20 protein-coding genes, 1 pseudogene and 1 riboswitch are annotated in these 23,055 nt (G+C 69.1%); of the genes and pseudogenes, 11 read left to right on the top strand and 10 right to left on the bottom strand.

Translation table 11 applies throughout. The annotated features are described in order from the left end of the window. Nucleotides 1-13 precede the first annotated feature (13 nt). The 5 genes from QNI14_RS00350 to QNI14_RS00330 all read right to left on the bottom strand — a co-directional run bounded on the left by QNI14_RS00350 (nt 14) and on the right by QNI14_RS00330 (nt 6,621). Nucleotides 14-1,300, bottom strand: coding sequence for an ABC transporter permease (locus QNI14_RS00350; protein ID WP_283714200.1), 1,287 nt, complete (start codon nt 1,298-1,300; stop codon nt 14-16). Further along, nucleotides 1,297-2,610, bottom strand: a complete 1,314-nt coding sequence (locus tag QNI14_RS00345; protein WP_283714199.1) for an ABC transporter permease — start codon at nt 2,608-2,610, stop codon at nt 1,297-1,299. The genes QNI14_RS00350 and QNI14_RS00345 overlap by 4 nt, the downstream gene beginning before the upstream one ends. Then, the gene (locus QNI14_RS00340; RefSeq protein WP_283714198.1) at nt 2,607-4,121 is read right to left on the bottom strand and encodes an ABC transporter ATP-binding protein; all 1,515 of its coding nucleotides are present in this window, start codon (nt 4,119-4,121) and stop codon (nt 2,607-2,609) included. Before QNI14_RS00340 ends, QNI14_RS00345 begins: the two co-directional genes overlap by 4 nt. Nucleotides 4,122-4,228: 107 nt before the next feature. After that, nucleotides 4,229-5,353, bottom strand: a complete 1,125-nt coding sequence (locus tag QNI14_RS00335) for a BMP family lipoprotein (RefSeq protein WP_283714197.1) — start codon at nt 5,351-5,353, stop codon at nt 4,229-4,231. 152 nt (nt 5,354-5,505) lie between these two features. Continuing rightward, nucleotides 5,506-6,621, bottom strand: coding sequence for a mannose-1-phosphate guanylyltransferase (locus QNI14_RS00330; protein ID WP_283714196.1), 1,116 nt, complete (start codon nt 6,619-6,621; stop codon nt 5,506-5,508). Nucleotides 6,622-6,850: 229 nt separating this feature from the next. On the opposite strand from QNI14_RS00330, the gene sdhC reads away from it, so the two are divergent. The 9 genes from sdhC to QNI14_RS00285 all read left to right on the top strand — a co-directional run bounded on the left by sdhC (nt 6,851) and on the right by QNI14_RS00285 (nt 15,203). Then, nucleotides 6,851-7,285: a succinate dehydrogenase, cytochrome b556 subunit gene (sdhC, locus tag QNI14_RS00325; RefSeq protein ID WP_283714195.1), complete on the top strand. Its 435-nt coding sequence runs from the start codon at nt 6,851-6,853 to the stop codon at nt 7,283-7,285. Then, entirely contained in the window at nt 7,285-7,737 is a 453-nt protein-coding gene (locus tag QNI14_RS00320) for a succinate dehydrogenase hydrophobic membrane anchor subunit (RefSeq protein WP_283714194.1), read from the top strand. The genes sdhC and QNI14_RS00320 overlap by 1 nt, the downstream gene beginning before the upstream one ends. Before the next feature lie 49 nt (nt 7,738-7,786). After that, entirely contained in the window at nt 7,787-9,613 is a 1,827-nt protein-coding gene (gene sdhA, locus QNI14_RS00315) for a succinate dehydrogenase flavoprotein subunit (protein WP_283714193.1), read from the top strand. Beyond that, nucleotides 9,613-10,380 carry a succinate dehydrogenase iron-sulfur subunit gene (locus QNI14_RS00310; protein ID WP_283714192.1) on the top strand — a complete coding sequence of 256 codons (768 nt, stop codon included), beginning with the start codon at nt 9,613-9,615 and terminating at the stop codon, nt 10,378-10,380. Before sdhA ends, QNI14_RS00310 begins: the two co-directional genes overlap by 1 nt. Before the next feature lie 19 nt (nt 10,381-10,399). Next, nucleotides 10,400-11,542, top strand: a complete 1,143-nt coding sequence (locus QNI14_RS00305; protein WP_283714191.1) for a YihY/virulence factor BrkB family protein — start codon at nt 10,400-10,402, stop codon at nt 11,540-11,542. 58 nt (nt 11,543-11,600) lie between these two features. Continuing rightward, nucleotides 11,601-12,443 carry an exodeoxyribonuclease III gene (locus QNI14_RS00300; protein ID WP_283714190.1) on the top strand — a complete coding sequence of 281 codons (843 nt, stop codon included), beginning with the start codon at nt 11,601-11,603 and terminating at the stop codon, nt 12,441-12,443. 95 nt (nt 12,444-12,538) lie between these two features. Continuing rightward, on the top strand, nt 12,539-13,546 hold the full coding sequence (gene trpS, locus QNI14_RS00295) for a tryptophan--tRNA ligase (RefSeq protein ID WP_283714189.1): 1,008 nt from the start codon (nt 12,539-12,541) through the stop codon (nt 13,544-13,546). A gap of 198 nt (nt 13,547-13,744) precedes the next feature. After that, on the top strand, nt 13,745-14,323 hold the full coding sequence (locus tag QNI14_RS00290) for a GNAT family N-acetyltransferase (RefSeq protein ID WP_283714188.1): 579 nt from the start codon (nt 13,745-13,747) through the stop codon (nt 14,321-14,323). Nucleotides 14,324-14,327: 4 nt separating this feature from the next. Continuing rightward, nucleotides 14,328-15,203, top strand: coding sequence for an Fpg/Nei family DNA glycosylase (locus QNI14_RS00285; protein WP_283714187.1), 876 nt, complete (start codon nt 14,328-14,330; stop codon nt 15,201-15,203). 67 nt (nt 15,204-15,270) lie between these two features. Here the strand turns inward: QNI14_RS00285 and glpK are convergent, their stop codons facing one another. The 3 genes from glpK to QNI14_RS00270 form a co-directional block, all read right to left on the bottom strand. Further along, on the bottom strand, nt 15,271-16,788 hold the full coding sequence (gene glpK, locus QNI14_RS00280) for a glycerol kinase GlpK (protein WP_283714186.1): 1,518 nt from the start codon (nt 16,786-16,788) through the stop codon (nt 15,271-15,273). Between the two features lie 48 nt (nt 16,789-16,836). After that, nucleotides 16,837-17,589 (bottom strand): MIP/aquaporin family protein, encoded by a 753-nt coding sequence (locus QNI14_RS00275; protein ID WP_283714185.1) that lies wholly within the window; start codon nt 17,587-17,589, stop codon nt 16,837-16,839. 103 nt (nt 17,590-17,692) lie between these two features. After that, nucleotides 17,693-19,414, bottom strand: coding sequence for a glycerol-3-phosphate dehydrogenase/oxidase (locus QNI14_RS00270; protein WP_283714184.1), 1,722 nt, complete (start codon nt 19,412-19,414; stop codon nt 17,693-17,695). 159 nt (nt 19,415-19,573) lie between these two features. Between QNI14_RS00270 and QNI14_RS00265 the strand changes: the two genes are divergently transcribed. Continuing rightward, nucleotides 19,574-20,515 (top strand): sugar-binding transcriptional regulator, encoded by a 942-nt coding sequence (locus tag QNI14_RS00265; RefSeq protein ID WP_283714183.1) that lies wholly within the window; start codon nt 19,574-19,576, stop codon nt 20,513-20,515. A gap of 10 nt (nt 20,516-20,525) precedes the next feature. Here the strand turns inward: QNI14_RS00265 and QNI14_RS00260 are convergent, their stop codons facing one another. Further along, complete coding sequence (locus QNI14_RS00260) at nt 20,526-22,190, bottom strand: alpha-galactosidase (protein WP_283714182.1); 1,665 nt, start codon at nt 22,188-22,190, stop codon at nt 20,526-20,528. A gap of 67 nt (nt 22,191-22,257) precedes the next feature. Beyond that, nucleotides 22,258-22,593, bottom strand: a pseudogene (locus QNI14_RS00255) (ABC transporter permease subunit); the annotation flags it as partial. Between the two features lie 5 nt (nt 22,594-22,598). Here QNI14_RS00255 and QNI14_RS00250 point away from each other — a divergent pair. Then, entirely contained in the window at nt 22,599-22,832 is a 234-nt protein-coding gene (locus tag QNI14_RS00250; protein WP_430539220.1) for a substrate-binding domain-containing protein, read from the top strand. A gap of 74 nt (nt 22,833-22,906) precedes the next feature. Continuing rightward, nucleotides 22,907-23,051: riboswitch (FMN riboswitch) on the top strand. The last annotated feature ends 4 nt before the right edge of the window (nt 23,052-23,055 follow it).

The following is a 23,055-nucleotide window of genomic DNA, read 5'->3' as shown; positions in this document are numbered from 1 at the left end:
CGCGGCATCCGACTCAACCCTTGATGTACGGCTTGCCCGAGGCTGCGGGTCCGCGGATCTGTCCGGCGAATCCGGCGACCGCGAGGATCGTCACGACGTAGGGCAGCATGAGCATGAACTCGCTGGGGATCGGCGTCTTCAGCACCGTCAGCAGGTTCTGGAGGTTCGTCGCGAACCCGAACAGGAGCGCGGCGAGCGCCGCACGGATCGGGTCCCAGCGACCGAAGATCACAGCGGCGAGGGCGATGAAGCCGAGGCCGGCGGTCATCTCCTTGCCGAACTGCGGCACCGAGACGAGCGTGAAGTACGCGCCGCCGATACCGGCGATGGCGCCGGCGAGCGAGACGTTCCAGAACCGCAGCCGGTTGACGTTGATGCCGACCGTGTCGGCCGCCTGCGGGTGCTCGCCGACGGCGCGGAGGCGCAGGCCCCAGCGGGTGCGGTATAGGCCCCAGGCGACGATCGCGACCGTGATGAACATCAGGTACACGATGAACGTCTGGTTGAACAGCACCGGCCCGATGATCGGGATCTCGCTCAGCAGCGGGATCTCGATGCGGGTGAATCGCACCGGCGAGTTCAGGGCGTTCTCGTTGGGCACGAGGAGTGCGCCGTAGAGGAAGCCGGTGAGGCCGGTGACGAGCACGTTGAGGACGACACCGACGATGACCTGCTCGACGAGGTACTTGATCGCGAACGCCGCGAGCACGAACGCGACGAGGACGCCGCCGATCATCGCGCCGACGAGGCCGACGAACGGGTTGCCGGTGATGCTCGACAGGAGTGCGGCCGAGAACGCGCCGAGGAGCAGCTGCCCCTCGATCGCGACGTTGACCACGCCGACGCGCTCGCCGATGACACCGCCGAGGGCGCCGAAGACGAGCGGCACCGAGAGCGAGATCGCACCGGCCAGCAGACCCGTGACGGGCACCTGTCCACCGGCCGCGGCCCACGTGAGGAACGCGAAGACCGCGAGCACGCTGAAGACGACGGGAAGCCACAGCCGCGGGCGACGGTACGCCCACGCCTCGACGAACGCCCACGCGGCGAGTGCGGCGACGAACACGAGCGTGATCCACGAGGTCGGTCCGGTGGGGACGCCGACGTTCGGCAGTTCGAGCGCGGATGCCGCGTCGCCGAGGCGGAACGTCGACGTGCCGGAGCGCGGTGCGAACAGGAACAGCGCTGCCAGCAGCACGGTCGCAGCGGCGAGGACGATCGGCAGCTTGAGGTGCCGCTGCTGCACGGTCGCGAGGTGGACCGCGCCGTCGGCGGTCTCGGTGGGAGCGAGCGAGGTCATGCGGCCACCGCCTTCTTCGCGGCCTTGGCTCGCGCCTTGGCGGCCTTCTCGGCGTCGGACTTGGGCAGGAAGAACACCGTGCGAAGCAGCGGCGGCGCGGCGATGAACAGCACGATGAGCGCCTGGACGACGAGCACGATGTCGACGGGGATCCCCTGCGCCTGCATGCCGAACGAGCCGGCCTTGAGCGCACCGAACAGGATGCCGGCGGCGAACACGCCCCACGGCCGGCTGCGCCCGAGGAGGGCGACGGTGATCGCGTCGAAGCCGATGCCGGCGTCGATCGACCCGCTGAAGCCGGTCGTGACCGATCCCTGGATCTGGTTCATGGCGGCGAGGCCCGCGAGCCCGCCCGCGAAGAGCATCGCGTAGACGTAGATACGGTCGACGCTGATACCTGCGGCGCGCGCGGCGTGCGGGTTCTCGCCGACGGCGCGCATGCGGAGGCCGAGGCTCGAGCGCTCGATGACCCACCAGGTGATCGCCGTCGCAAGGACGACGATCACGAAGCCCCAGTCGAGCAGCGGGAACTGCGGGCCGAGGAGCTGCGGGAACTGCGCCGACTCGGGCGTCGCCTCGGAGATCGGCTGGTTCGTGCCCTCCTTCTGGAGGAGCCCGGGCGTCCGGATCATCCACACCAGCAGGTAGTACGCGATGTAGTTGAGCATGATCGTGAGGATCACCTCGTGCGCACCCGTGCGCGCCTTGAGCAGGCCGACGATGCCGCCCCAGAGAGCGCCGCCGACGATGCCGGCCGCGAGGGTGAGCGGCAGGTGCAGCGCCATCGGGAGGTCGACGTTGAAGGTGACCAGCGCGGCGAAGCCCGCGGCGACGAGCATCTGACCACGGGCGCCGATGTTGAACAGGCCCGCGCGGAACGCGAGCGCGACGCCGAGGCCCGCCGCGATGAGCGGAGCGGCGAAGCCGAGCGTGTTCGTGAAGGGACGGATCTGCGTCAGGAAGTCGTCGGCGTTCACGTTGAACACGGAGCCGCGGAACAGGGCCGCGTACCCGTTGACGACGGCATCCCAGATCGCGATGAGCGTGTCGACAGGGCGCGCGAAGAAGTAGCCCGACGCCGCCTGGACATCCTCGTTCGTGATCGCGATCAGCACGCCGCCCGCGATGAGCGCGAGGACGATGGCGAGCGCCGTCGTGACCGCGCTGCCACGCAGGAGCTCCTTGATGAAGACGTTCGTGCGCGGCGCGGCCGGCACCTCGTGCCCGGTCAACGGACCGGACGCGTGGGGCAGCTGCTCGTTCGGTTCGTTCCGGGCGCCGTCGCCAGCGCCGGGGGTCGTCCCGCTCATGCGGCCACCTCCGGGTCGGTTGCTCCGGCCATCATGAGACCGAGGATGTCGCGGGGCGTGTCCGCCGGCACGATGCCGACGATCGCGCCGCGGTACATGACCGCGATGCGGTCGGCGAGGGCGGTCACCTCGTCGAGCTCGGTCGAGACGACGATGACCGGCACACCGGCATCCCGTGTCTCGATGATCCGCTTGTGGATGAACTCGATCGAGCCGACGTCGACGCCGCGGGTCGGCTGCGCCGCGATGAAGAGGGTGAGGTCGCGGCTCATCTCGCGCGCGATCACGACCTTCTGCTGGTTGCCGCCCGAGAGCGTTCCGGCAGGGGTTTCGGGGCCCTGCGTGCGGATGTCGTACTCGCGGATGCGCTCGCGGGCGAAGGTGTCGAGGACGCCGCGGCGGATCGTGCCCGCCTGGACGAACGCCGGGTCGGACGAGCGGTCGAGGATGAGGTTCTCGGCGACCGAGAACGAGCCGACGAGGCCGTCCTCCTTGCGGTCCTCGGGGACGAACCCGACACCCTGGTCGAGGATCGCCCGGACGCTCTTGCCGCGCAGCTCGACGCCGCCCAGTGTGATGGAACCCTCGGTGCGCGCGGCGAGGCCGACGAGGGCGTCGACGAGCTCGGTCTGGCCGTTGCCCTGGACGCCCGCGACCGCGAGCACCTCGCCGGGCCGGACGTCGAAGCTGATGTCGTTGACGACGACGTGGCCGTCGGCGGTGAGGACGCGGAGGTCGCGAACCTCGAGGCCGCCGCCCTGCGGTGTCGCGGGGGTCTTCTGGACGGTGAGCTCGACGGCGCGCCCCACCATGAGGGAGGCGAGTTCGGCGTTGGTCGCGGTCGGGGATGCCTCGCCGACGATCTTGCCGAGTCGGACGACGGTGATGCGGTCGGCGACCTCGCGGACCTCGCGGAGCTTGTGCGTGATGAAGACGATCGCCGTCCCCTCCGCCTTCAACTGGCGCATGATCGCCATGAGCTCGTCGGTCTCCTGCGGGGTGAGCACAGCGGTCGGCTCGTCGAACACGAGCACCTTCGCGTCACGGGAGAGCGCCTTGATGATCTCGACGCGCTGCTGGACACCGACCGGCAGGTCGCCGACGAGGGCGTCGGGGTCGATCTCGAACCCGAAGCGCTCGGCGACCTCGCGCACGTGGCGTCTGGCCGCGGCGATGTCGAGTCGTCCGAGTCCCTTCGTCTCCTCGTGGCCGAGCATGACGTTCTCGGCGACGGTGAACACGGGGATGAGCATGAAGTGCTGGTGCACCATGCCGATGCCCGCGGCCATGGCGTCGCCGGGGCCGCGGAAGTGCTGGACCACGTCGTCCAGGAGGATGTCGCCCTCGTCGGCCTGGTACAGGCCGTACAGGACATTCATCAGCGTCGACTTGCCGGCACCGTTCTCACCGAGCAGGGCGTGGATCTCACCCGGCTGGACGACGAGGTCGATGCTGTCGTTGGCGACGAGACTTCCGAATCGTTTTGTGATTCCACGGAGCTCGAGCTTCATATCTTCAGCCTATCTTCGACCGTCCGCGAGGCGGGAGGTCGGAAAGGGACCGTACACGGCGATCGGGGCGAGCAGCTTGCGCTGCCCGCCCCGATCGTCGGAACGGACTACTGCTTGGGCGAGTTCGCCGACTCGACCGTGAGGTCACCCGCGATGATGGCCTCCTGGAGGGCGGCCAGCTCGTCGGTCAGACCCTCGGGGAGCTCCGACTCGAACGCGCCGAAGCCGGAGAGCTTGACGCCTTCGTTCTCGAGCGTGCCGATGTACGGCGCGACGTCGTAGTCGCCACCGGCTGCCTCGACGGTCGCGTCGTGGACGGCGACGTCGATCGCCTTCATGATCGAGACGAGCGTGATGTCGGCGACCGAGTCGTCCTTCGCTGCGAGGTCGGAGTCGACACCGAGCATCTTGACGTCCGAGCCACCGTCGGCGATCGCCGCTGCGGCGCTCTCGTAGATCGGGCCACCGACGGGCAGGATCACGTCGACACCCTGGTCGAGCACGCTCTGCGCGGTCTGCTTGGCGGTGTCGTTCGCGGCGAAGCCACCGGTGAAGGCGCCCTCCTGGCCCGCGACGTCCCAGCCGAAGAGCTCGACCGATGCGCCCTTGTCCTCGTTGTACTTGTCGACACCGAGCGCGTAGCCGTCCATGAAGACCGCGACCGACGGGATCTGCATGCCGCCGAAGGTGCCGACCTTGTTGACGCCCGACTCGGCCGACCATGCGGCAGCAGCGTAGCCACCGAGGTAGGCGGCCTCGGCCGTGTTGAAGACGAGCGGCTTGATGTTCGGCGCGTCGATCTCACCGTTGAAGTCGTTGTCGGCGAGGTCGTCGATGATCGCGTAGTCGAGCTCGGGGTTCGCGAGCGCGGACTCGACGGTCGCAGCCGAGAGGTTGAAGCCGACCGAGACGATGAACGTGCAGCCCTCGGAGACGAGCTGCTCGAGGTTCGGCGCGTAGTCGTTCGGGGTGGTCGACTCGAGCTCGATGCCCTCGACGCCGAGCTCCTCGAGCGCGGCATCCATGCCCTCCTTGGCCGACTGGTTGAACGACTTGTCGTTCCAGCCGCCCTCGTCGGAGATCAGGCAGGGCATGAACCCGTCGACGACCTCAACTTCGGGTGCGGCGTTCGTCGGGTCGGCCTCGGGCGCGGTGCCACAGGCGGCGAGCGCGACGAGCAGCGCCGCGGAGCCGGTGACTCCGAGGAGCTTCTTGGTGGTCGAGATGGTCAATGCAGCCTCCACATTGATGGACCCCGCGGATCTCGCGGGGGCATTCCGAAAAGTTACCTCCCGTGACGCGCGGGTTGTACTCGGGCGCGCGCGCGACGGGCAATGGTTACAAAGCCGCAATGTAGACGACACGCGCGCGCACGCGCGTGCACTCAGAGGACGTCGCCGCGACCGGTGACCTTCAGCGCGTCGACGACGCTCTTGACACGCTGCGCATGCTCGGCGGTCGTGACCAGCAGCGCGTCATCGGTGTCGACGACGACGATGTCCTTCACGCCGATGATGCTGATGACGCGGCTCGTCTGCGAGACGACGATCCCGCTCGCGGCATCCGACAGCACTCGAGCGTTCGGCCCGAGGATCGCGAGGTCGGTCCCGCGGCCGTTCGAGTTGAGTTTCGCGAGGCTCGCGAAGTCGCCGACGTCGTCCCAATCGAAGTGTCCGGGCACGACGGCGAGCTTGCCTTTCTCCGCGGCGGGCTCGGCGACGACGTAGTCGATGGCGATCTTCTCGAGCCGCGGCCAGATGCGATCGACCGCAGGGCCGCGGCGGTCGCGGTCGTCCCACGCCTCGGCGAGCTCGAGGAGCCCGGCGTGCAGCTCGGGGTTGTTGGCCTCGATCTCGGCGAGCAGCACGTCGGCACGCGCGATGAACATGCCGGCGTTCCAGAGGTACGACCGGTCGGCGACGTACGCCTTGGCCGTTTCGAGGTCGGGCTTCTCGACGAAGCGCTCCACGAGTGAGGCGTCGCGGGCACCATCGACGATCAGTTCGCCGCCGCGCTTGATGTAGCCGAATCCGACCGCGGGTTCCGAGGGCGCGATGCCGATCGTGACGATGTACCCCTCTCGGGCGACGGCAACGGCGTCACGGACGGCGAACTCGAACACACGGGTGCCACGGATCACGTGGTCGGCCGCGAACGAGCCGATGACGACATCCGGATGCCGCCGGTGCAGGATCGCCGCGGCGAGCCCGATCGCCGCCGCGGAGTCCCGAGGCTCGGATTCGAGGATCACGTTCTTGTCGGCGATGCCGGGGAGCTGATCCTCGACCGCAGCTCGATGCGCGCGACCGGTCACGACCGCGATGCGGTCGGGTCCCGCGAGGGGCTCGAGGCGGTTCCACGTCTCACGCAGCAGCGAGTGGCCGGCGCCAGTCAGGTCGTGGAGGAACTTGGGCGCATCGGCACGGGAGAGCGGCCACAGGCGGGAACCAACGCCACCCGCGGGAATGACGGCGTAGAAGTCAGGGATGTCGTCGACCATGCCCGAACCCTATCCGTCGAATGTGTCGGGCGCGTCTCGCGCGGGCGCGAATGGGACGATGCCGAAATTGTCTCGACGTCGAGACAACTTAGGGGAGCCTTGCTCGCCCACCCTCGCGAGGGAACCGTAGGATGGACGGGCGCCCGCCTGCGACGAAGGGCGACATTCCCTGGGATGCCGGAGCCTTCGCCGCGCGAGCCGCCACATCTCACCCCAAGGGAGGACGACCGTGTCTGCACCAGCACGCGTCACACCGTCGGTTGCTGAGACCACGTCCAAGACGCCGCGCGGCACCCTGTACCGCGGCAACGAGGGCATGTGGTCGTGGGTCCTGCACCGGATCACCGGCGTCGCCATCTTCTTCTTCCTGCTCGTGCACGTGCTCGACACGGCGCTCATCCGCGTCGCGCCCGACGCGTACGACGCAGTCATCGGCACGTACAAGAACCCGATCATGGGCGTCGGCGAGGTCGCCCTCGTGGGCGCGATCGTCTACCACGCCTTCAACGGCCTCCGCATCATCGCGGTCGACCTGTGGCCGTGGGCGACCCGGCACCAGCGTCAGCTCTGGTGGGGCGTCCTGGCGGTCTGGGCCGTCACCCTCATCGGGTTCTCCGCACGACACCTGCCCAACGTCTTCTCGCACATGGGAGGTGGCCACTGATGACCGCTGACACCCTCGCAGCCCCGCGCAGCCCGAAGGGCGCCGTCCGCAAGAAGGGCCCGAACCTCGAGATGGTCGGGTGGGTCTTCATGCGCGTGTCCGGCGTGCTGCTGATCGTCCTCATCTTCGGGCACCTGTTCGTCAACCTCATGGTCGGCGACGGCATCTCCGCGCTCGACTTCGCCTTCGTCGCCGGAAAGTTCGCGAACCCGTTCTGGCAGTGGTGGGACGTGCTGATGCTCTGGCTCGCCTTCATCCACGGCACCAACGGGATGCGGACGATCGTGAACGACTACGTCACCAACGCCAAGGCGCGCAAGACCCTCGTCGTCGCGCTGTGGGCCGTGTGCGCGTTCATGATCCTGCTGGGCACGCTCGTCGTGTTCACGTTCGACCCGTGCATCCCCAACCTGACGGACGGCAGCGTCCTCACCGAGTTCTGCGGCGCCTGAGCCCCGCTCGACCCGCACGAGATTTCCTGAAACAGAGGCATCCATCACCGTGAGCACTCAGACTGCGGACACCGTCGTCAAGGACGGCGTGTACTACCACCAGTTCGACATCGTGATCGTCGGCGCCGGCGGCGCCGGCATGCGCGCGGCCATCGAGGCCGGCCCCGGCGCGAAGACCGCCGTCATCACGAAGCTCTACCCGACCCGCAGCCACACCGGTGCGGCGCAGGGCGGCATGGCAGCGGCCCTCGCGAACGTCGAAGAGGACTCCTGGGAGTGGCACACCTTCGACACCGTCAAGGGCGGCGACTACCTCGTCGACCAGGACGCGGCCGAGATCCTCGCGAAGGAAGCCATCGACGCGGTCATCGACCTCGAGAACATGGGCCTGCCCTTCAACCGCACGCCCGACGGCAAGATCGACCAGCGTCGGTTCGGCGGCCACACGGCCGACCACGGCAAGAGCCCGGTGCGACGCGCGTGCTACGCCGCCGACCGCACCGGCCACATGATCCTGCAGACGCTGTTCCAGAACTGCGTCAAGCTCGGCATCAACTTCTTCAACGAGTTCTACGCGCTCGACCTCATCACGGTGAAGGACGCGCTCGGCCAGACGCAGATCGCGGGCGTCGTCGCCTACGAACTCGCCACCGGCGACCTGCACGTCTTCCACTCGAAGGCCGTCATCTTCGCCACCGGCGGTTTCGGCAAGATCTTCAAGACCACCTCGAACGCGCACACCCTCACCGGTGACGGCGTCGGCATCGTGTGGCGCAAGGGCCTCCCCCTCGAAGACATCGAGTTCTTCCAGTTCCACCCGACCGGCCTCGCCGGGCTCGGCATCCTCCTCACCGAGGGCGCCCGCGGCGAGGGCGCGATCCTCCGCAACGCCTCGGGCGAGCGGTTCATGGAGCGTTACGCCCCCACCATCAAGGACCTCGCACCTCGCGACATCGTCGCCCGCTGCATGGTGAAGGAGGTGCTCGAAGGCCGCGGCGCCGGTCCCAACAAGGACTACGTCTACCTCGACTGCACCCACCTCGGCGCCGAGGTCCTCGAGACCAAGCTCCCCGACATCACCGAGTTCGCCCGCACCTACCTCGGTGTCGACCCGGTCGTCGAGCCGGTGCCGGTCATGCCGACCGCGCACTACGCGATGGGCGGCATCCCGACGAACAACGCCGGTGAGGTCCTCGCCGACAACACCACGGTCGTCCCCGGCCTCTACGCCGCCGGCGAGTGCGCGTGCGTCTCGGTGCACGGCGCGAACCGCCTCGGCACGAACTCGCTGCTCGACATCAACGTGTTCGGCAAGCGCAGCGGTCGCAACGCCGTCGAGTACGTGCAGACCGCCGATTTCGTCCCGCTCCCCGAGGACCCCGCCAAGGAGGTCCGCGAGATGATCGAGGGCCTGCGCGGCAACGCCGGCACCGAGCGCGTCTCGGTCCTGCGCAAGAAGCTGCAGGACGAGATGGATGCCAACGCCCAGGTGTTCCGCACCGAAGAGACGCTCACGAACGTGATGGGCACGATCAACGACCTGCGCGAGCGGTACAAGCACGTGCACGTCGACGACAAGGGCAAGCGTTACAACACCGACCTGCTCGAGGCCGTCGAACTCGGCTTCCTGCTCGACATCGCCGAGATCGTCGCCTACGCGGCCCGCAACCGTCGCGAGAGCCGCGGTGGCCACATGCGCGAGGACTACCCCGACCGCAACGACGAGAAGTACATGCAGCACACCATGGCGTACCTCACGGGCGACCCGCACTCCGCGAACCCCGAGGACCACATCCGCCTGGACTGGAAGCCCGTCGTCTTCACGAAGAACGAGCAGGGCGAGTTGAACTACCCGCCGATGGAGAGGAAGTACTGATGACCCTCGTCGCCCCCGACGCGCCTGCCGCACCGCAGGAGTCGAACGACTCCGGCATCCAGTCGTACCTGGTCACATTCATCATCCGCCGGTTCGACCCCGAGACCGACACCGAGCCCCGCTGGGTCGACTACGACGTCGAGATGTACCCGACCGACCGCGTCCTGGACGCCCTCCACCGCATCAAGTGGGACGTCGACGGCTCGCTGAGCTTCCGCCGCTCGTGCGCGCACGGTATCTGCGGCTCCGACGCGATGCGCATCAACGGCCGCAACCGCCTCGCCTGCAAGACGCTGATCAAGGACCTCGACATCTCGAAGCCGATCTACGTCGAGGCGATCAAGGGCCTGCCGCTCGAGAAGGACCTCATCGTCGACATGGACCCGTTCTTCGAGTCCTTCCGCGAGGTGCAGCCCTTCCTCCAGTCGAACTCGAAGCCCGAGCCGGGCAAGGAGCGCTTCCAGTCGATCACCGACCGCGCCGTCTACGACGACACGACCAAGTGCATCCTCTGCGCCGCGTGCACCTCGTCGTGCCCCGTGTTCTGGACCGACGGCCAGTACTTCGGCCCCGCCGCGATCGTCAACGCGCACCGCTTCATCTTCGACTCGCGCGACGACGCGGGCGACGTGCGCCTCGACATCCTCAACGACAAGGAAGGCGTCTGGCGCTGCCGCACGACCTTCAACTGCACCGAGGCGTGCCCCCGCGGCATCGAGATCACCAAGGCCATCGCCGAGGTCAAGCAGGCGGTCCTCCGCGGCTGACCCCCGATACCCTCGAGGCGTGACCTCGGACGATTTGACGCCTCCCCTGCGCGAGCGGTGGGAGGCGTCTCGTCTGCGCGAGCGACTCGACCAGCCACTCGAACGCGCCGGCGAGGTCACGCGCAAGACGCTGGGCTGGTACCCCGTCCGCGTATGGCGGCACTTCCTTCGCAATAACGGCTTCCTGCTCGCCGCGAGCATCAGCTACCAATCGCTGTTCGCGATCTTCGCGACGCTGTACACGGCGTTCGCAGTCGTCGGGCTGTGGCTCGGTGGATCGGATGCCGCCGTCGACGGCCTCATCGCCATCGTCAACTCCTACGTGCCCGACCTCATCTCAGCGACCGGGCCCGTCCACCCCGACGATGTCGAGGAGGTCGCCCGCACGAGCAGCAGCCTTCTCGCCGTCACTGGCGCCGTGGCACTCGGCGTTGCGATCTGGACCGCTATCGGCTTCGTGACCTTCACCCGCCGGGCGGTGCGCGACATCTTCGAGCTGCCGTTCGACACCCGCAACTACGTGCTCCTGAAGATCGGGGACTTCATCGCGGCAGTGCTGTTCGGTGTCGCCCTCGTCCTGGGCGCGGCGTTCGGTCTCATCGCGGGCGGCATCGTCGCGCAGGTGTTCGACTGGTTCGATCTGCCGTACGAGTCCCAAGCGATCGACGTGCTGAGCCGGGTGGCATCCGTCGTCGTCGGCTTCGTCGTCAACAGCGCGGCGCTCACCGCCCTCATCCGCTTCCTCACCGGCACCTCGCTCCCGTGGCGGTCGATCGCACCCGGAGCGACGTTCGGCGGTGCGGCGCTGAGCCTGCTGCAGCTCGGCGCCGGCTTCCTCGCGGTCTACTCCCCCACCAACCCGCTGCTCGCCACGTTCTCGGTCATCATCGGGTTCCTGCTGTGGCTGCGGCTCGCCGGGATCGTCATCCTCGTGGCGGCGTCGGCGGTCGCCGTCTCGGCGGACGACGACGGCATCCCGCTCGTGCACCTCACCGACGAGGAGCGGCGCGCGGCGGAACGCCGGGCGGCGCGGGTCGTCGCGCGGGCGCGGGTGCGGGACGCGGCATCCATGTTGGACGATGCCTCGTGGTGGCAGCGACCACGCGCTGCGCTGCGACTGCGCGACGCGCAGCGCGATCTCGACGAGCTCGAGGACGACTGACCGGTCCGTCGGTGTCGCCGGACCTTCGGTGTCGTACCGCGCACGTACGCTGGAAGGCGTGCCCCGCCCCCTCCGCATCGCGTCCGTGAACGTCAACGGCATCCGTGCCGCCGCCCGGAAGGGGATGCACGACTGGCTCGAGACGGCCGACGTCGACGTCCTCACCCTGCAAGAGGTGCGCGCCGAGCTCACCGACCTGCAGGCCGCCCTCCCCGGCTGGCATGTCGTCAACGACGAGGCGCTCGCGAAGGGCCGCGCTGGCGTCGCGATCGCCACGCGTGCGCCGCTCGACGTGTGGCGCGTCGACCTCGGCGACGACACCCTCGACAGCAAGGGCCGCTGGGTCGAGGCCGACCTCGACGTCGACGGCGAGCACCTCACCGTCGTGAGCGCCTATGTCTTCACCGGCGAAGCCGACACCGAAAAGCAGGTCGCGAAGTACGCCTTCCTCGACGCGATGGAACAGCGGATGCCGCTCCTCGCCGCCGGCCACGCCGTCATCACCGGCGACCTCAACGTCGGCCACCGCCAGTTCGACATCCGCAACTGGAAGGGCAACGTCAAGAAGGCCGGCTTCCTGCCGCGCGAGCGCGCCTACTTCGACCGCTTCATCGCGCCGCTCGGCGAGACGGTCGAAACCGTCGACGGCTCATCGGGCACCGGACTCGGCTGGAGCGACGTCGGTCGCACGTTCGCCGGCGAGGTCGATGGGCCCTACACCTGGTGGTCGAACCGAGGCAAAGCGTTCGACACCGACACCGGGTGGCGCATCGACTACCACCTGGCCTCCCCGTCGCTCGCTCCGCGCGTCGTCGACTACCGCGTCGTCCGCGCGCCGTCGTGGGACACCCGGTGGAGCGACCACGCGCCGGTCGTCGCGGACTACACGCTCGGGAACTGAACGGCCCACTGCGGGGGACGATGGCGGGCAGGCCGGCGGTGCGGCATCCGATCGGGCAGGCCGGCGGTGCGGCATCCGATCGCGCCTAGGATTGTATGGTGAGCAAACCCCGCCTGTACTCCGGAATGCAGCCGTCCGCCGACTCCCTCCAGATCGGCAACTACATCGGCGCGCTCATGCAGTGGCGGGACCTGCAGGAGGCCTACGACGCGTTCTTCTCCGTCGTCGACCTGCACGCCCTCACCCAGCCGAACGACCCAGCTGAGCTTCGCGAGAAGACGCGTCGCACTGCGGCGCAGTACATCGCGGCCGGGATCGAGCCCTCGAAGTCGACCCTCTACGTCCAGTCGCACGTGCGTGCGCACGCCGAGCTCGCGTGGATCCTGTCCACGATGACCGGCTTCGGCGAGGCCGGGCGCATGACGCAGTTCAAGGACAAGTCCTCGCGCTACGGCACCGACGCGACCAACGTCGGCCTGTTCACCTACCCGATCCTGATGGCGGCCGACATCCTGCTGTACCAGACAGACATCGTGCCGGTCGGCGACGACCAGAAGCAGCACGTCGAGCTGACGCGCGACCTCGCCGAACGGTTCAACTCGCGCTTCGGCAAGACGTTCCAGGTACCGACGCCGGTCATCCAGAAGGAGACGGCGCGGATCTACGACCTGCAGAACCCGACCTCGAAGATGTCGAAGTCGGCCGAGTCGGATGCCGGTGTGCTGTGGCTGCTCGACGAGCCGTCGAAGTCGGCGAAGAAGATCATGCGAGCGGTCACCGACTCCGAGGGTGTCGTGCGGTTCGACCGGGAGCAGAAGCCCGGTGTCTCGAACATGCTCGTGATCTTCGCGGCGCTGACGGGCCGCCAGATCCCCGCGATCGAAGACGAGTTCGCGGGCCGCGGCTACGGCGACTTCAAGAAGGCACTGGCCGAGGTCGTCGTCGAGGAGTTCGGTCCGGTGCGCGAGCGCGCCCTCGAGCTGCTCGCCGACCCGGCTGAGCTCGACCGCGTCCTCGCTGCCAACGCCGCCCGCGCCGACGAGGTCGCCGACGCGACCCTGTCCGACGTCTACGCGAAGGTCGGCCTCCTCCGCCGCGTCTGACCCGCGCCGGCCGCGCGCGGCCGCCGCGGTCCCGCGCTGGACCACAACTCAGGCCGGTGGGGAGAAATCTGGCGACGGGTCATAACTCAGGCAGACTGACCTCGGGAGACCGCGTGAGTGTGACTGCGAGGACATCTGCCTGAGTTGTGACCCAGATCCAGCGGTCACTCGGCGCGGGGCGACGGGTAGGGTCGGGGCATGGAACCGGTGGTGCTGCGGACGGCGCGACTCGAGCTGTCGATCCCGGTGGATGCCGACGTCGACGCGATCCACGCGGCATGCCAGGACCCCGACGTGCAGCGGTACACGACCGTGCCGCAGCCGTACGAGCGGACGCACGCGGTCGGCTTCGTCGCCAAGGCCGCGGAGTGGTGGGCCGACGGCAGCAACGCGAACTGGGCGATCCGCGAAGCCGGCACCTTCGCGGGGATGATCGGCATGAACCGGCTCGGCGGCGGGAACGGCGAGATCGGATACTGGCTCGCGCCGCACGCCCGCGGTCGCGGATTCCTGCACGAGGCAGCCGTCGCGGTGCTCGACTGGTCGTTCTCGGATGCCGGCCCGAACCTGTCACGCGTCGAGTGGCGCGCGGTCGCCGGTAACCTCCCCTCCGCCCGCTCGGCGCGGGCGCTCGGCCTGCGGTTCGAGGGCACGCTCCGCGCGAGCCTCGTCAACGGCGGCGGGGTCCGCAGCGACGGCTGGATCGCCGCGATCCTCCCGGACGACGACCGCACGCCGGTGCCGTGGCCCGTGCTCGACGACGTCCTGGCAGGATGAGCGCATGCCCGAGATGCCGGAGGTGCAAGGACTCGTCGACTTCCTGACGACGCGCGCCACCGGGCTCGGGATCACGAAGGCATCGGTCGCGAACATCGCTGCCCTGAAAACCTACGACCCGCCCATCGACGCGCTCGTTGGCGGGAAGATCACGACCGTCGCCCGCCACGGCAAGTTCGTTGATCTGACGGCGGATGCTGCCGGCCGCGAGCCCGTGCACCTGATCTTCCACCTCGCGAAGGCGGGCTGGCTGCGCTGGTACGACCAGCTGCCGTCGACGATCATCCGCCCGGGGAAGACTCCGATCGCACTCCGCGTCGCGTTCGACGACGGGTCGGGGTTCGATCTCACCGAGGCCGGGACGAAGAAGTCGCTCGCGTACTACGCGGCCCGGTCCCCCTCCGACGTCCCCGGTATCGCCAGGCTCGGGCCCGATCCACTCGACGCCGCGTTCACACGGGACACCCTCGCGGAGCTGCTCGCCGGCCGCCGCACCCAGATCAAGGGCGTCCTGCGCGACCAGTCGATCGTCGCGGGCATCGGCAACGCCTACTCCGACGAGATCCTCCACGCGGCGAAGATGTCGCCGTACGCCCTCGCCGCCACGCTGAGCGACGAGGACGTCGATCGGCTCTACGCCGCGACCCGTGACACGCTGACGGAGGCCGTGACCGCGGCATCCGGAAAGCCGCCCGCAGACCTTAAGGACGCGAAGCGACGCGGCATGGCTGTCCATGGCAGACGCGGGCAGGCGTGCCCCGTGTGCGGCGACGAAGTGCGCTCGGTCTTCTTCGCCGACAACAGCCTCGAGTACTGCGCAACGTGTCAGACGGGTGGCAAGGTGCTCGCTGATCGCCGGTTGTCGCGACTGCTCAAGTAGCGGCGGACGCTGCGACGCCCCACCGCCGGTCGAAACCGGGCGGCGGGGCGTTCGCTCGCGGGTGGGCTCAGTTGACGTCGTCGTCGACCCAGTCGAACGACTTGGTGACGGCCTTCTTCCACAGCCGCAGCTGACGCTCGCGCTCAGCGACGTCGTCGCTGGGCTCCCAGCGAGCGTCCTCCTGCCAGTTGGCGCGCAACTCATCGAGGTCAGACCAGAAGCCGACGGCGAGACCGGCAGCGTACGCGGCGCCGAGTGCCGTCGTCTCCGCGACGACCGGGCGGACGACGGGCACACCGAGCATGTCGGCCTGGAACTGCATGAGGGTGTCGTTGGCCGTCATGCCGCCGTCGACCTTGAGCTCTTCGAGGTCGACGCCGGAGTCCGCGTTGACGGCGTCGAGAACCTCACGCGTCTGGAACGCGGTCGCCTCGAGCGCGGCGCGGGCGATGTGGCCGCGGTTGGAGAACCGGGTGAGACCGACGATCGCACCGCGCGCCTCGGGACGCCAGTACGGCGCGAACAGGCCCGAGAACGCGGGCACGACGTACACGCCGCCGTTGTCCTCGACGGATGCCGCGAGCTTCTCGACCTCGGGCGCCGCGGAGATCAGGCCGACCTGGTCGCGCAGCCACTGGATGAGCGAGCCGGTGACGGCGATCGATCCCTCGAGGGCGTAGCGGGTGGGCTGGTCGCCGAGCTTGTAGCCGACGGTCGTCAGCAGCCCGTTGCGGGAGTGGACGATCTCCTCCCCGGTCTGGAAGATCAGGAAGTTGCCGGTGCCGTAGGTGTTCTTGCTCTCGCCCTTCTCGAACGCGGCCTGGCCGAACGTGGCGGCCTGCTGGTCGCCCAGGATGCCGGCGACGGGGGTCTCCCGCAGCAGCGACGAGTCCTCCGCGTACCCGTACACCTCGGAGGAGGAGCGGATCTCGGGCATCATCGACAGCGGGACGCCGAAGTCCTGGAGGATGTCCTCACGCCACTCGAGCGTCTCGAGGTCCATGAAGAGGGTGCGCGAGGCGTTGGTGACGTCGGTGACGTGGACGCCGCCGTCGGTGCCGCCGGTGAGGTTCCACAGCACCCAGGTGTCGGTGGTGCCGAAGATGAGGTCGCCGGCTTCGGCGCGCTCGCGGGCGCCGTCGACGTTCTCGAGGATCCAAGCGATCTTCGTGCCCGAGAAGTAGGTCGCCAGCGGCAGCCCGACGATGCCCTTGTACCGCTCGGTGCCGAGGCCCTCGGTGGCGAGCCGGTCGACGATTGCCTGCGTGCGAGTGTCCTGCCAGACGATGGCGTTGTAGACGGGCTCACCGGTGTGCTTGTCCCACACGACGGCGGTCTCGCGCTGGTTGGTGATGCCGACGGCGGCGATGTCGTGGCGGGTGAGATCGGCCTTGGCGAGCGCCACGCCGATCACCTCCTGGACGTTGCGCCAGATCTCCATCGCGTCGTGCTCGACCCAGCCAGCGCGCGGCAGGATCTGCTCGTGCTCCTTCTGGCCGGTGGCGATGATCGAGCCACCGTGGTCGAAGATGATGGCGCGGCTGGATGTGGTGCCCTGATCGATTGCGATGATGTAGTCAGCCATGGGACTTCCTCGTCTTTCGTGTGTTGTTGAACGCGCGGATGCTGGTCGTCAGACCATCGAGAGCAGTGCGGGGGCGGCGACCGCGGCGATCGCGCCGCCGATGAGCGGACCGACGACGGGGACCCACGCGTACGACCAGTCGCTCGCACCCTTGCCCTTGATGGGGAGCACGGCGTGGGCGATACGCGGACCGAGGTCGCGGGCCGGGTTGATGGCGTAGCCGGTGGGACCGCCGAGCGAGGCGCCGATACCGACGACGAGCAGGGCGACGGGTAGGGCGGTCAGCGGGCCGAGGCCGCCGGGGGTGCCGATCTGGATGTCGCCGTAGTCGGCGAACGCGAAGATCGTGAAGACGAGCACGAAGGTGCCGATGATCTCGGTGACGAGGTTCCAGCCGTACGAGCGGATCGCCGGGCCGGTGGAGAACACCCCGAGCTTGGTGGCCGCGTCGGCCTCACCGTCGAAGTGCTGCTTGTAGGTGAGCCAGCAGAGCACGGCACCGAGGAAGGCGCCCACGAGCTGACCGGCCACGGCGACGAAGAACAGAGTCACCTCGAGGTCGCCGGCAAGCAGCAGCCCGAGCGACACGGCGGGGTTGAGCTGCGCTCCCGAGTAGGCGGAGCCGAGCACACCGATGAACACCGCCAGACCCCAGCCCCAGTTGATCATCAGCGTGCCGCCGCCGAAACCTTTGGACTTCGCGAGGAGCACATTGGCGACCACACCGCAGCCGAGCAGGGTCAGCAGCCCGGTGCCGACCGTCTCGGAGACGAAGTAGAGCCACAAGTTGATGTCGTTCACGTGTCGTCATTGACCTTTCGATACATGCTCGATGACGACCGTCGTCATCGACTCGTTTGTGCCCGGTGCATGTGCGTGCTTCGACGCCGGGCGCGCCGAAGTGTCAGACCAGCGCGGCGTGCCGGTCCTCGTCGACCGCGATCCGGTGGTGCTCGCGGAGCACGCGGACGGCCTCATCGACCTGCGCCGCCCGCGCGTCGCCGTCCCATCCGAGCACGTCGCCGACCGCGGCAGCGAGCTGGCGCAGACCGCCGATCGTCGCACCGCCGACGAAGGCGACGGAGGTGCGCCGCAGCAGCACGTCGGCGAGCGTCACGACGTCCTCGGTGCGGGCGAGGTGGGCGATCTCCTCGGCGAAGTAGCCGGGCACGGCGGCCAGCTCCTCGGCGCCCTCCGGGACGGCGGCGAGCACGTCGCCTGCGCGCGTGCCGTAGCGCTCCAACATGCGGTCGGCCAGTGCAGCGGTGTGCACGCCCCGGTGCTGCTCGATCCACCGGGCGCGGTCACGGGGTGTGCGCGGGTAGTCGGCGCCGCCGCCGATCGCGAGATCGGCGGTGGAGACGGTGCGGGCGCGGCCGAGCAGCGCGAGGGTGTCGGAGGCGACGTGCTCGGCGACCGCGCGGAAGGTGGTCCACTTGCCGCCGACGAGGCTGAGCACGGGCGTGCCCGCGGCGTCGCCGCGCTCGATGCGGTAGTCGCGGGAGACGAAGCCCGGCGCCATGTCGTCGTGGCGCGGCAGCGGGCGGATGCCGGAGAACGTGTAGCGGATCTGCGCGCGATCGACGGTGATGTCGGGGAAGACATGACCGATGAGGTCGAAGAAGTAGTCGATCTCGTCGTCGGTGCACACCGTGCGCTCGCGCGGGTCGGCGTCGATGTCGGTGGTGCCGACCATGACACGGCCCTTGAGCGGGTAGATGAGCACGATGCGGCCGTCGGAGTGCTCGAAGAAGATCTCGTTGCCGCCGGTCGCGGCCAGGAGCTCGTCGTTCTCGAGCACGATGTGCGAGCCCTTGGTGCCGCCCATGAAGGTGGTCGGCTGGCCGAGCGCGTCGTTCGTGAGGTCGGTCCAGGGGCCGCTGGTGTTGACGATGACGTCCGCCGTGAAGCCGAAGCGCTCGCCCGTGGTCTCATCTAGCAGGGTGACCTGGTCTCCGTCGACGCCGTCGACGGAGAGGTAGTTGGCGGGGCGGGCCTGCTCGCCGCCGGCACGGACGCCGTCGAAGAGCACGTCGAGCGCGAGGCGCTCCGGGTCGTGCATCGAGGCGTCGTAGTAGCTCGCGGTGTAGGCGACGTCCTTATTCATCTGCGGGAAGGCCTGGAGCGAGCGCTTGGCGCGGCGGAAGACGTGGCGCGGCACCGAGCCGCCATCGCGCGAGAAGGTGTCGTAGATCATGAGGCCGACCTTGATCAGCAGCGCCCCGCGCTCGTTGGGCTTGCCGGTGCCGTGCGTGAACAGCAAGCGGAAGGGCGCCGTGAGGATGCCGGAGAAGGTCTTGAAGATCGGGATGGTGGTCTCGAGCGGACGGACGTAGTGCGGCGCCGTGCGCAGCAGCGCGTTGCGCTCGGTGACGGCCTCCTGCACGAGTCGGAACTCGCCGTTCTCGAGGTAGCGCACACCGCCGTGGACCATGTGGCTCGATGCCGACGACGCGCCGGAGACGTAGTCGCCGCGCTCGACGAGGGCGACGTCGACGCCCTGCAGCGCGAGGTCTCGGAAGGTGGCGATGCCATTGATGCCGCCGCCGATCACGAGCACCTGGGCATGTGGACGTGCGCGCAATGCCTCGACCTGCGGACGGGTGCGCTGCTGCCGTGTGCTCATGGTGACGAGGGTCCTTCCTTGGAACGTGCGCCCATGCTCACGCGCGAACGCACGCATGCGCAACCTGATTGCACATATGTGCACGATTCGACGAGAATCGGTGGGAAGACCACCGCGGCGACGTCGCGCCGCCCACCCGGACTGAACGGATGCGCACGCATGGACAAAGCCGCCGAGGCGCTGCGAGCCGCACAGCTCTACTACGTGCAGGGCGCCGGCATGGCCGCGATCGCCGACGAGATGCGCATCTCACGCTCCTCCGTGTCGCGGCTGCTCGCGTATGCGCGCGACAGCGGGCTCGTCGAGATCACCGTCCATTCGCCGCAGGAGGACCGCGACCAGGTGGCCGGCCGCATCGCCCACACCTACGGCGTGCGCGTGCACATCGTCCCGACGGCGAGTCACGTCAACGCCGCCGAGCGCCTGGACCGCACCGCGCGCAGCGCCGCCCGACTCGTGGCGCTGCACACCGACACGAACACCGTCATCGGCGTCGCCTGGGGCGCCACGCTCTCCGCAGTGTCACGCCACCTGCCGAAGAAGCCACTGCACGGCACGCGCGTCGTGCAGCTCAACGGCGCCGCGAATGAATCGACCTCGGGGGTGCCGTACTCGTCCAGCATCCTGCAGGCGTTCGCGGAGGCGTTCGGGGCCACCGTCGACCTGTTCCCGGTGCCGGCGCTGTTCGATGATCCCGACACCAAGCGGGCGATGTGGCGGGAGCGCGCCGTGCGCTCCGTGCTCGACGTGCAGGCACGCGCGAGCGTGGTCATCTTCGGACTCGGCTCGCCCCGCGCCGAAGTGCCCTCGCACGTCTACGCCGGCGAATACCTCTCGCCGCGCGACCTCGCGGAGCTGGCGAAGCGCGGCGTCGTGGGCGACTGCGCGACGGTGTTCTTCCGCGCCGACGGGTCGACGGACGACATCCCGCTGAACGAGCGCTCCAGCGGCCCGTCGTTCGAGACCCTGCGCACCGCCGCGCACCGCATCTGCGTTATCTCGAGCGGCTCGAAGCTGGCGGCGCTTCGCGGCGCGCTGGCCGCGGACCTCGTCACCGACCTCGTCATCGAGGAATCGGCGGCGCGGATGCTGGTGCGCTGAGCGCGACCGGTCAGCTCGCCGCGGCGCGAACGTGCAGCAGCACGGCCTCGCCGGGCAGCAGCAGCGGCACGGCGACGCCCACGTCGGCGCGCACCCGCCCCGACATGCGCACACCGTCGTGCAGCCAGGGCGGGGCGACGTCCTGCAGCACGCCGACGGCGCCGAAGTCGATCACCGTCACCTCGTATTCTGCAGTCGCATCGAGCCCCGGCATCCGCATCGGCGCCGGCACTGCCGCATCGGGCACGTCCACCGCGACGAGCGCGTAGATCGCCTCACCGGCGTCGGGGGCGACGACGCCGTGCACGATGCTGGCCGCGTCCGCGCCGTCGCCGCGGACGACGCGACCGGAGTGCAGCAGCGGGCGGTGGGCGCGATACGCGGCCACCCACGCCGCGATCGCCTGCCGCTCGTCCTCGTCGAGGCGCGTGAGGTCGGATTCGATGCCGGCGCGCCCGAAGAACGCCGTGGCGAGGCGGAACGAGAGCGACGCCGTGCGACCGGTGGTGTGCGCCTTCGCGTCGCCGACGTGGCTGCCGAGGTACTCCGGCGGGATCAGCACACCCGTGTAGCGCTGGATCGCCTGCCGCTCGATCGGGTCGTTGGTGTCGCTGGTCCACACGCGGTCGACACGCGAGAGGATGCCGAGGTCGATGCGGGCGCCGCCCGATGCGCACGACTCGATCTCCACGCCGGGATGCGCAGTGCGCAGGCGGTCGATGAGCGCGTACAGCGCGACCGTCTGCGCGTGGCTGTCGGGCACCAGCAGGTCGCGGTTGTGATCCCGCTTCAGGTACGCGATGGGGTACTCGCGCAGGAGCGCGTCGAGGTGGTCGAACACGTACGCCGCTGCGTCCGGCTGCGCGAGATCGAGCGCGTGCTGCCACCGCCACGTGCCCGCCGGGGTGTCCAGCATCCATTCCGGGTGCGCACGCGCGAGGCGCGAGTCCGGGCTCACCATCTCGGGCTCGACCCAGAGACCGAACTGCATGCCGGCATCGATGACCGCCGCCGCGAGCGGTCCCAGCCCGTCGGGCCAGGTGCGGGGATCGACGACCCAGTCCCCGAGCGCCCGACGGTCGTCGGTGCGGCCCAGGAACCAGCCGTCGTCGAGCACGAACCGTTCCACCCCGACCTCCGCCGCGCGCGCCACGAGCGGGATGAGGCGGTCCAGCGAGTGGTCGGAGTAGACCGCCTCCCACGTGTTCAACGTGAGCGGTCGCACGCCGGTGTGCGTGCTCCACGAGCGGATCCACGGATGCAGGCGGGCCGAGAGGCCGTCGAGGCCGGCATCCGAGTAGGTGGCGACCACGACCGGCGTCTCGAGCCGCGCACCGGCGGCGAGCGCGACCGGCTGGCGCCGCTCCCCCGCCCCCAGCACGGCGGCGCCGAGCGCCGAGCGCTCGAACCACTGCCGCGTGTCGCCACTGAAGGCGACGTGCGTGGACCAGACCTCGCCGCCGCGGAAGCCGAATCCCGGCGTGCCGGCCGCGAGCAGGAAGGCGTCGTCGATACCCGGGATCCATGAGGTGAACTCCAGGGTGACGGGACCGTCGGCCGGTGCGCACGCGGCCGCGTCGCCGCCTGCGGGGTCGGTGCTGGAGCTGCAGCCGGCCAGCGCGGCCACGCTCAGCAGAGCGACGGCGGTGGCGACTGCTTTCTTCGGTGTGTGCATCATTGCGTGCTTCCTGTGTGAAGGGACTATCTCGGGTATCGGAAGAGATCCGACGCGGGGTTCCGCCTCACTTCACGGCGCCGGAGCCGAGTCCGGTGCGCCAGAAGCGTTGGAGGAGGAAGGCGATGATCAGCGGAATGATCGACAGCAGGGCACCCACGAGTACGTAGGTGCGCAGCTCGGGAATCTGGTTCAGCTGGGTGTTCCAGGTGCAGAGCCCGTAGGTGACGGGGAACAGTTCCTGGCTGCGGAGCATGATCTACGGGAGGAAGAAGTTGTTCCAGATCGTGACGAACTGGAACAGGAACACCGTCACGAGCGCGGGCACCATGAGTCGGATCGACACAGTGAGGAAGGTGCGCACCTCACCCGAGCCATCGAGACGGCCTGCCTCGATGATCTCGGGCGATGGATGTGCTGCAGGCGAGTGGCCGGCGCATCCCGGACGACGTCGGGGTCGTCGGCTTCGATGACAGCACCTGGGCACTGCGGTGCGATCCGCCGTTGTCGACCGTCCGACAGCCGGCGAGCACGCTCGGCCGGGCCGCCGCCGACGCGGTGCTGCGGCAGCTCCGCGGCGCGCCGTCTGCGGACACCGGCGTCGTGCTCGACTGCCCGGTGGTGTGGCGGGCCAGCGCCTGACACCGTCTGCGACGAATCGTGTTGATCCGGGGAATGAAACAGCGACCACCCGGTTGACTACACTCGAGAGCAAGAAACGTGCTCCGGGGTCGGTGTGAATCCGAACCGGCGGTGACAGTCCGCGAGCGGGGTCCTTCGGGGCTCGGCTGATCCGGTGGAAATCCGGGACCGACGGTGATGCGACGTGAGTCGCGAGTCCGGATGGGAGGCAGCACGAGAGGTT

Origin of the sequence: Microbacterium dauci, assembly GCF_030065535.1 — a bacterium.
Taxonomy (GTDB): Bacteria; Actinomycetota; Actinomycetes; order Actinomycetales; family Microbacteriaceae; genus Microbacterium; species Microbacterium dauci.
Note: the sequence above shows the minus strand (reverse complement) of the source record. Positions and strands in the feature narration are given on the sequence as shown.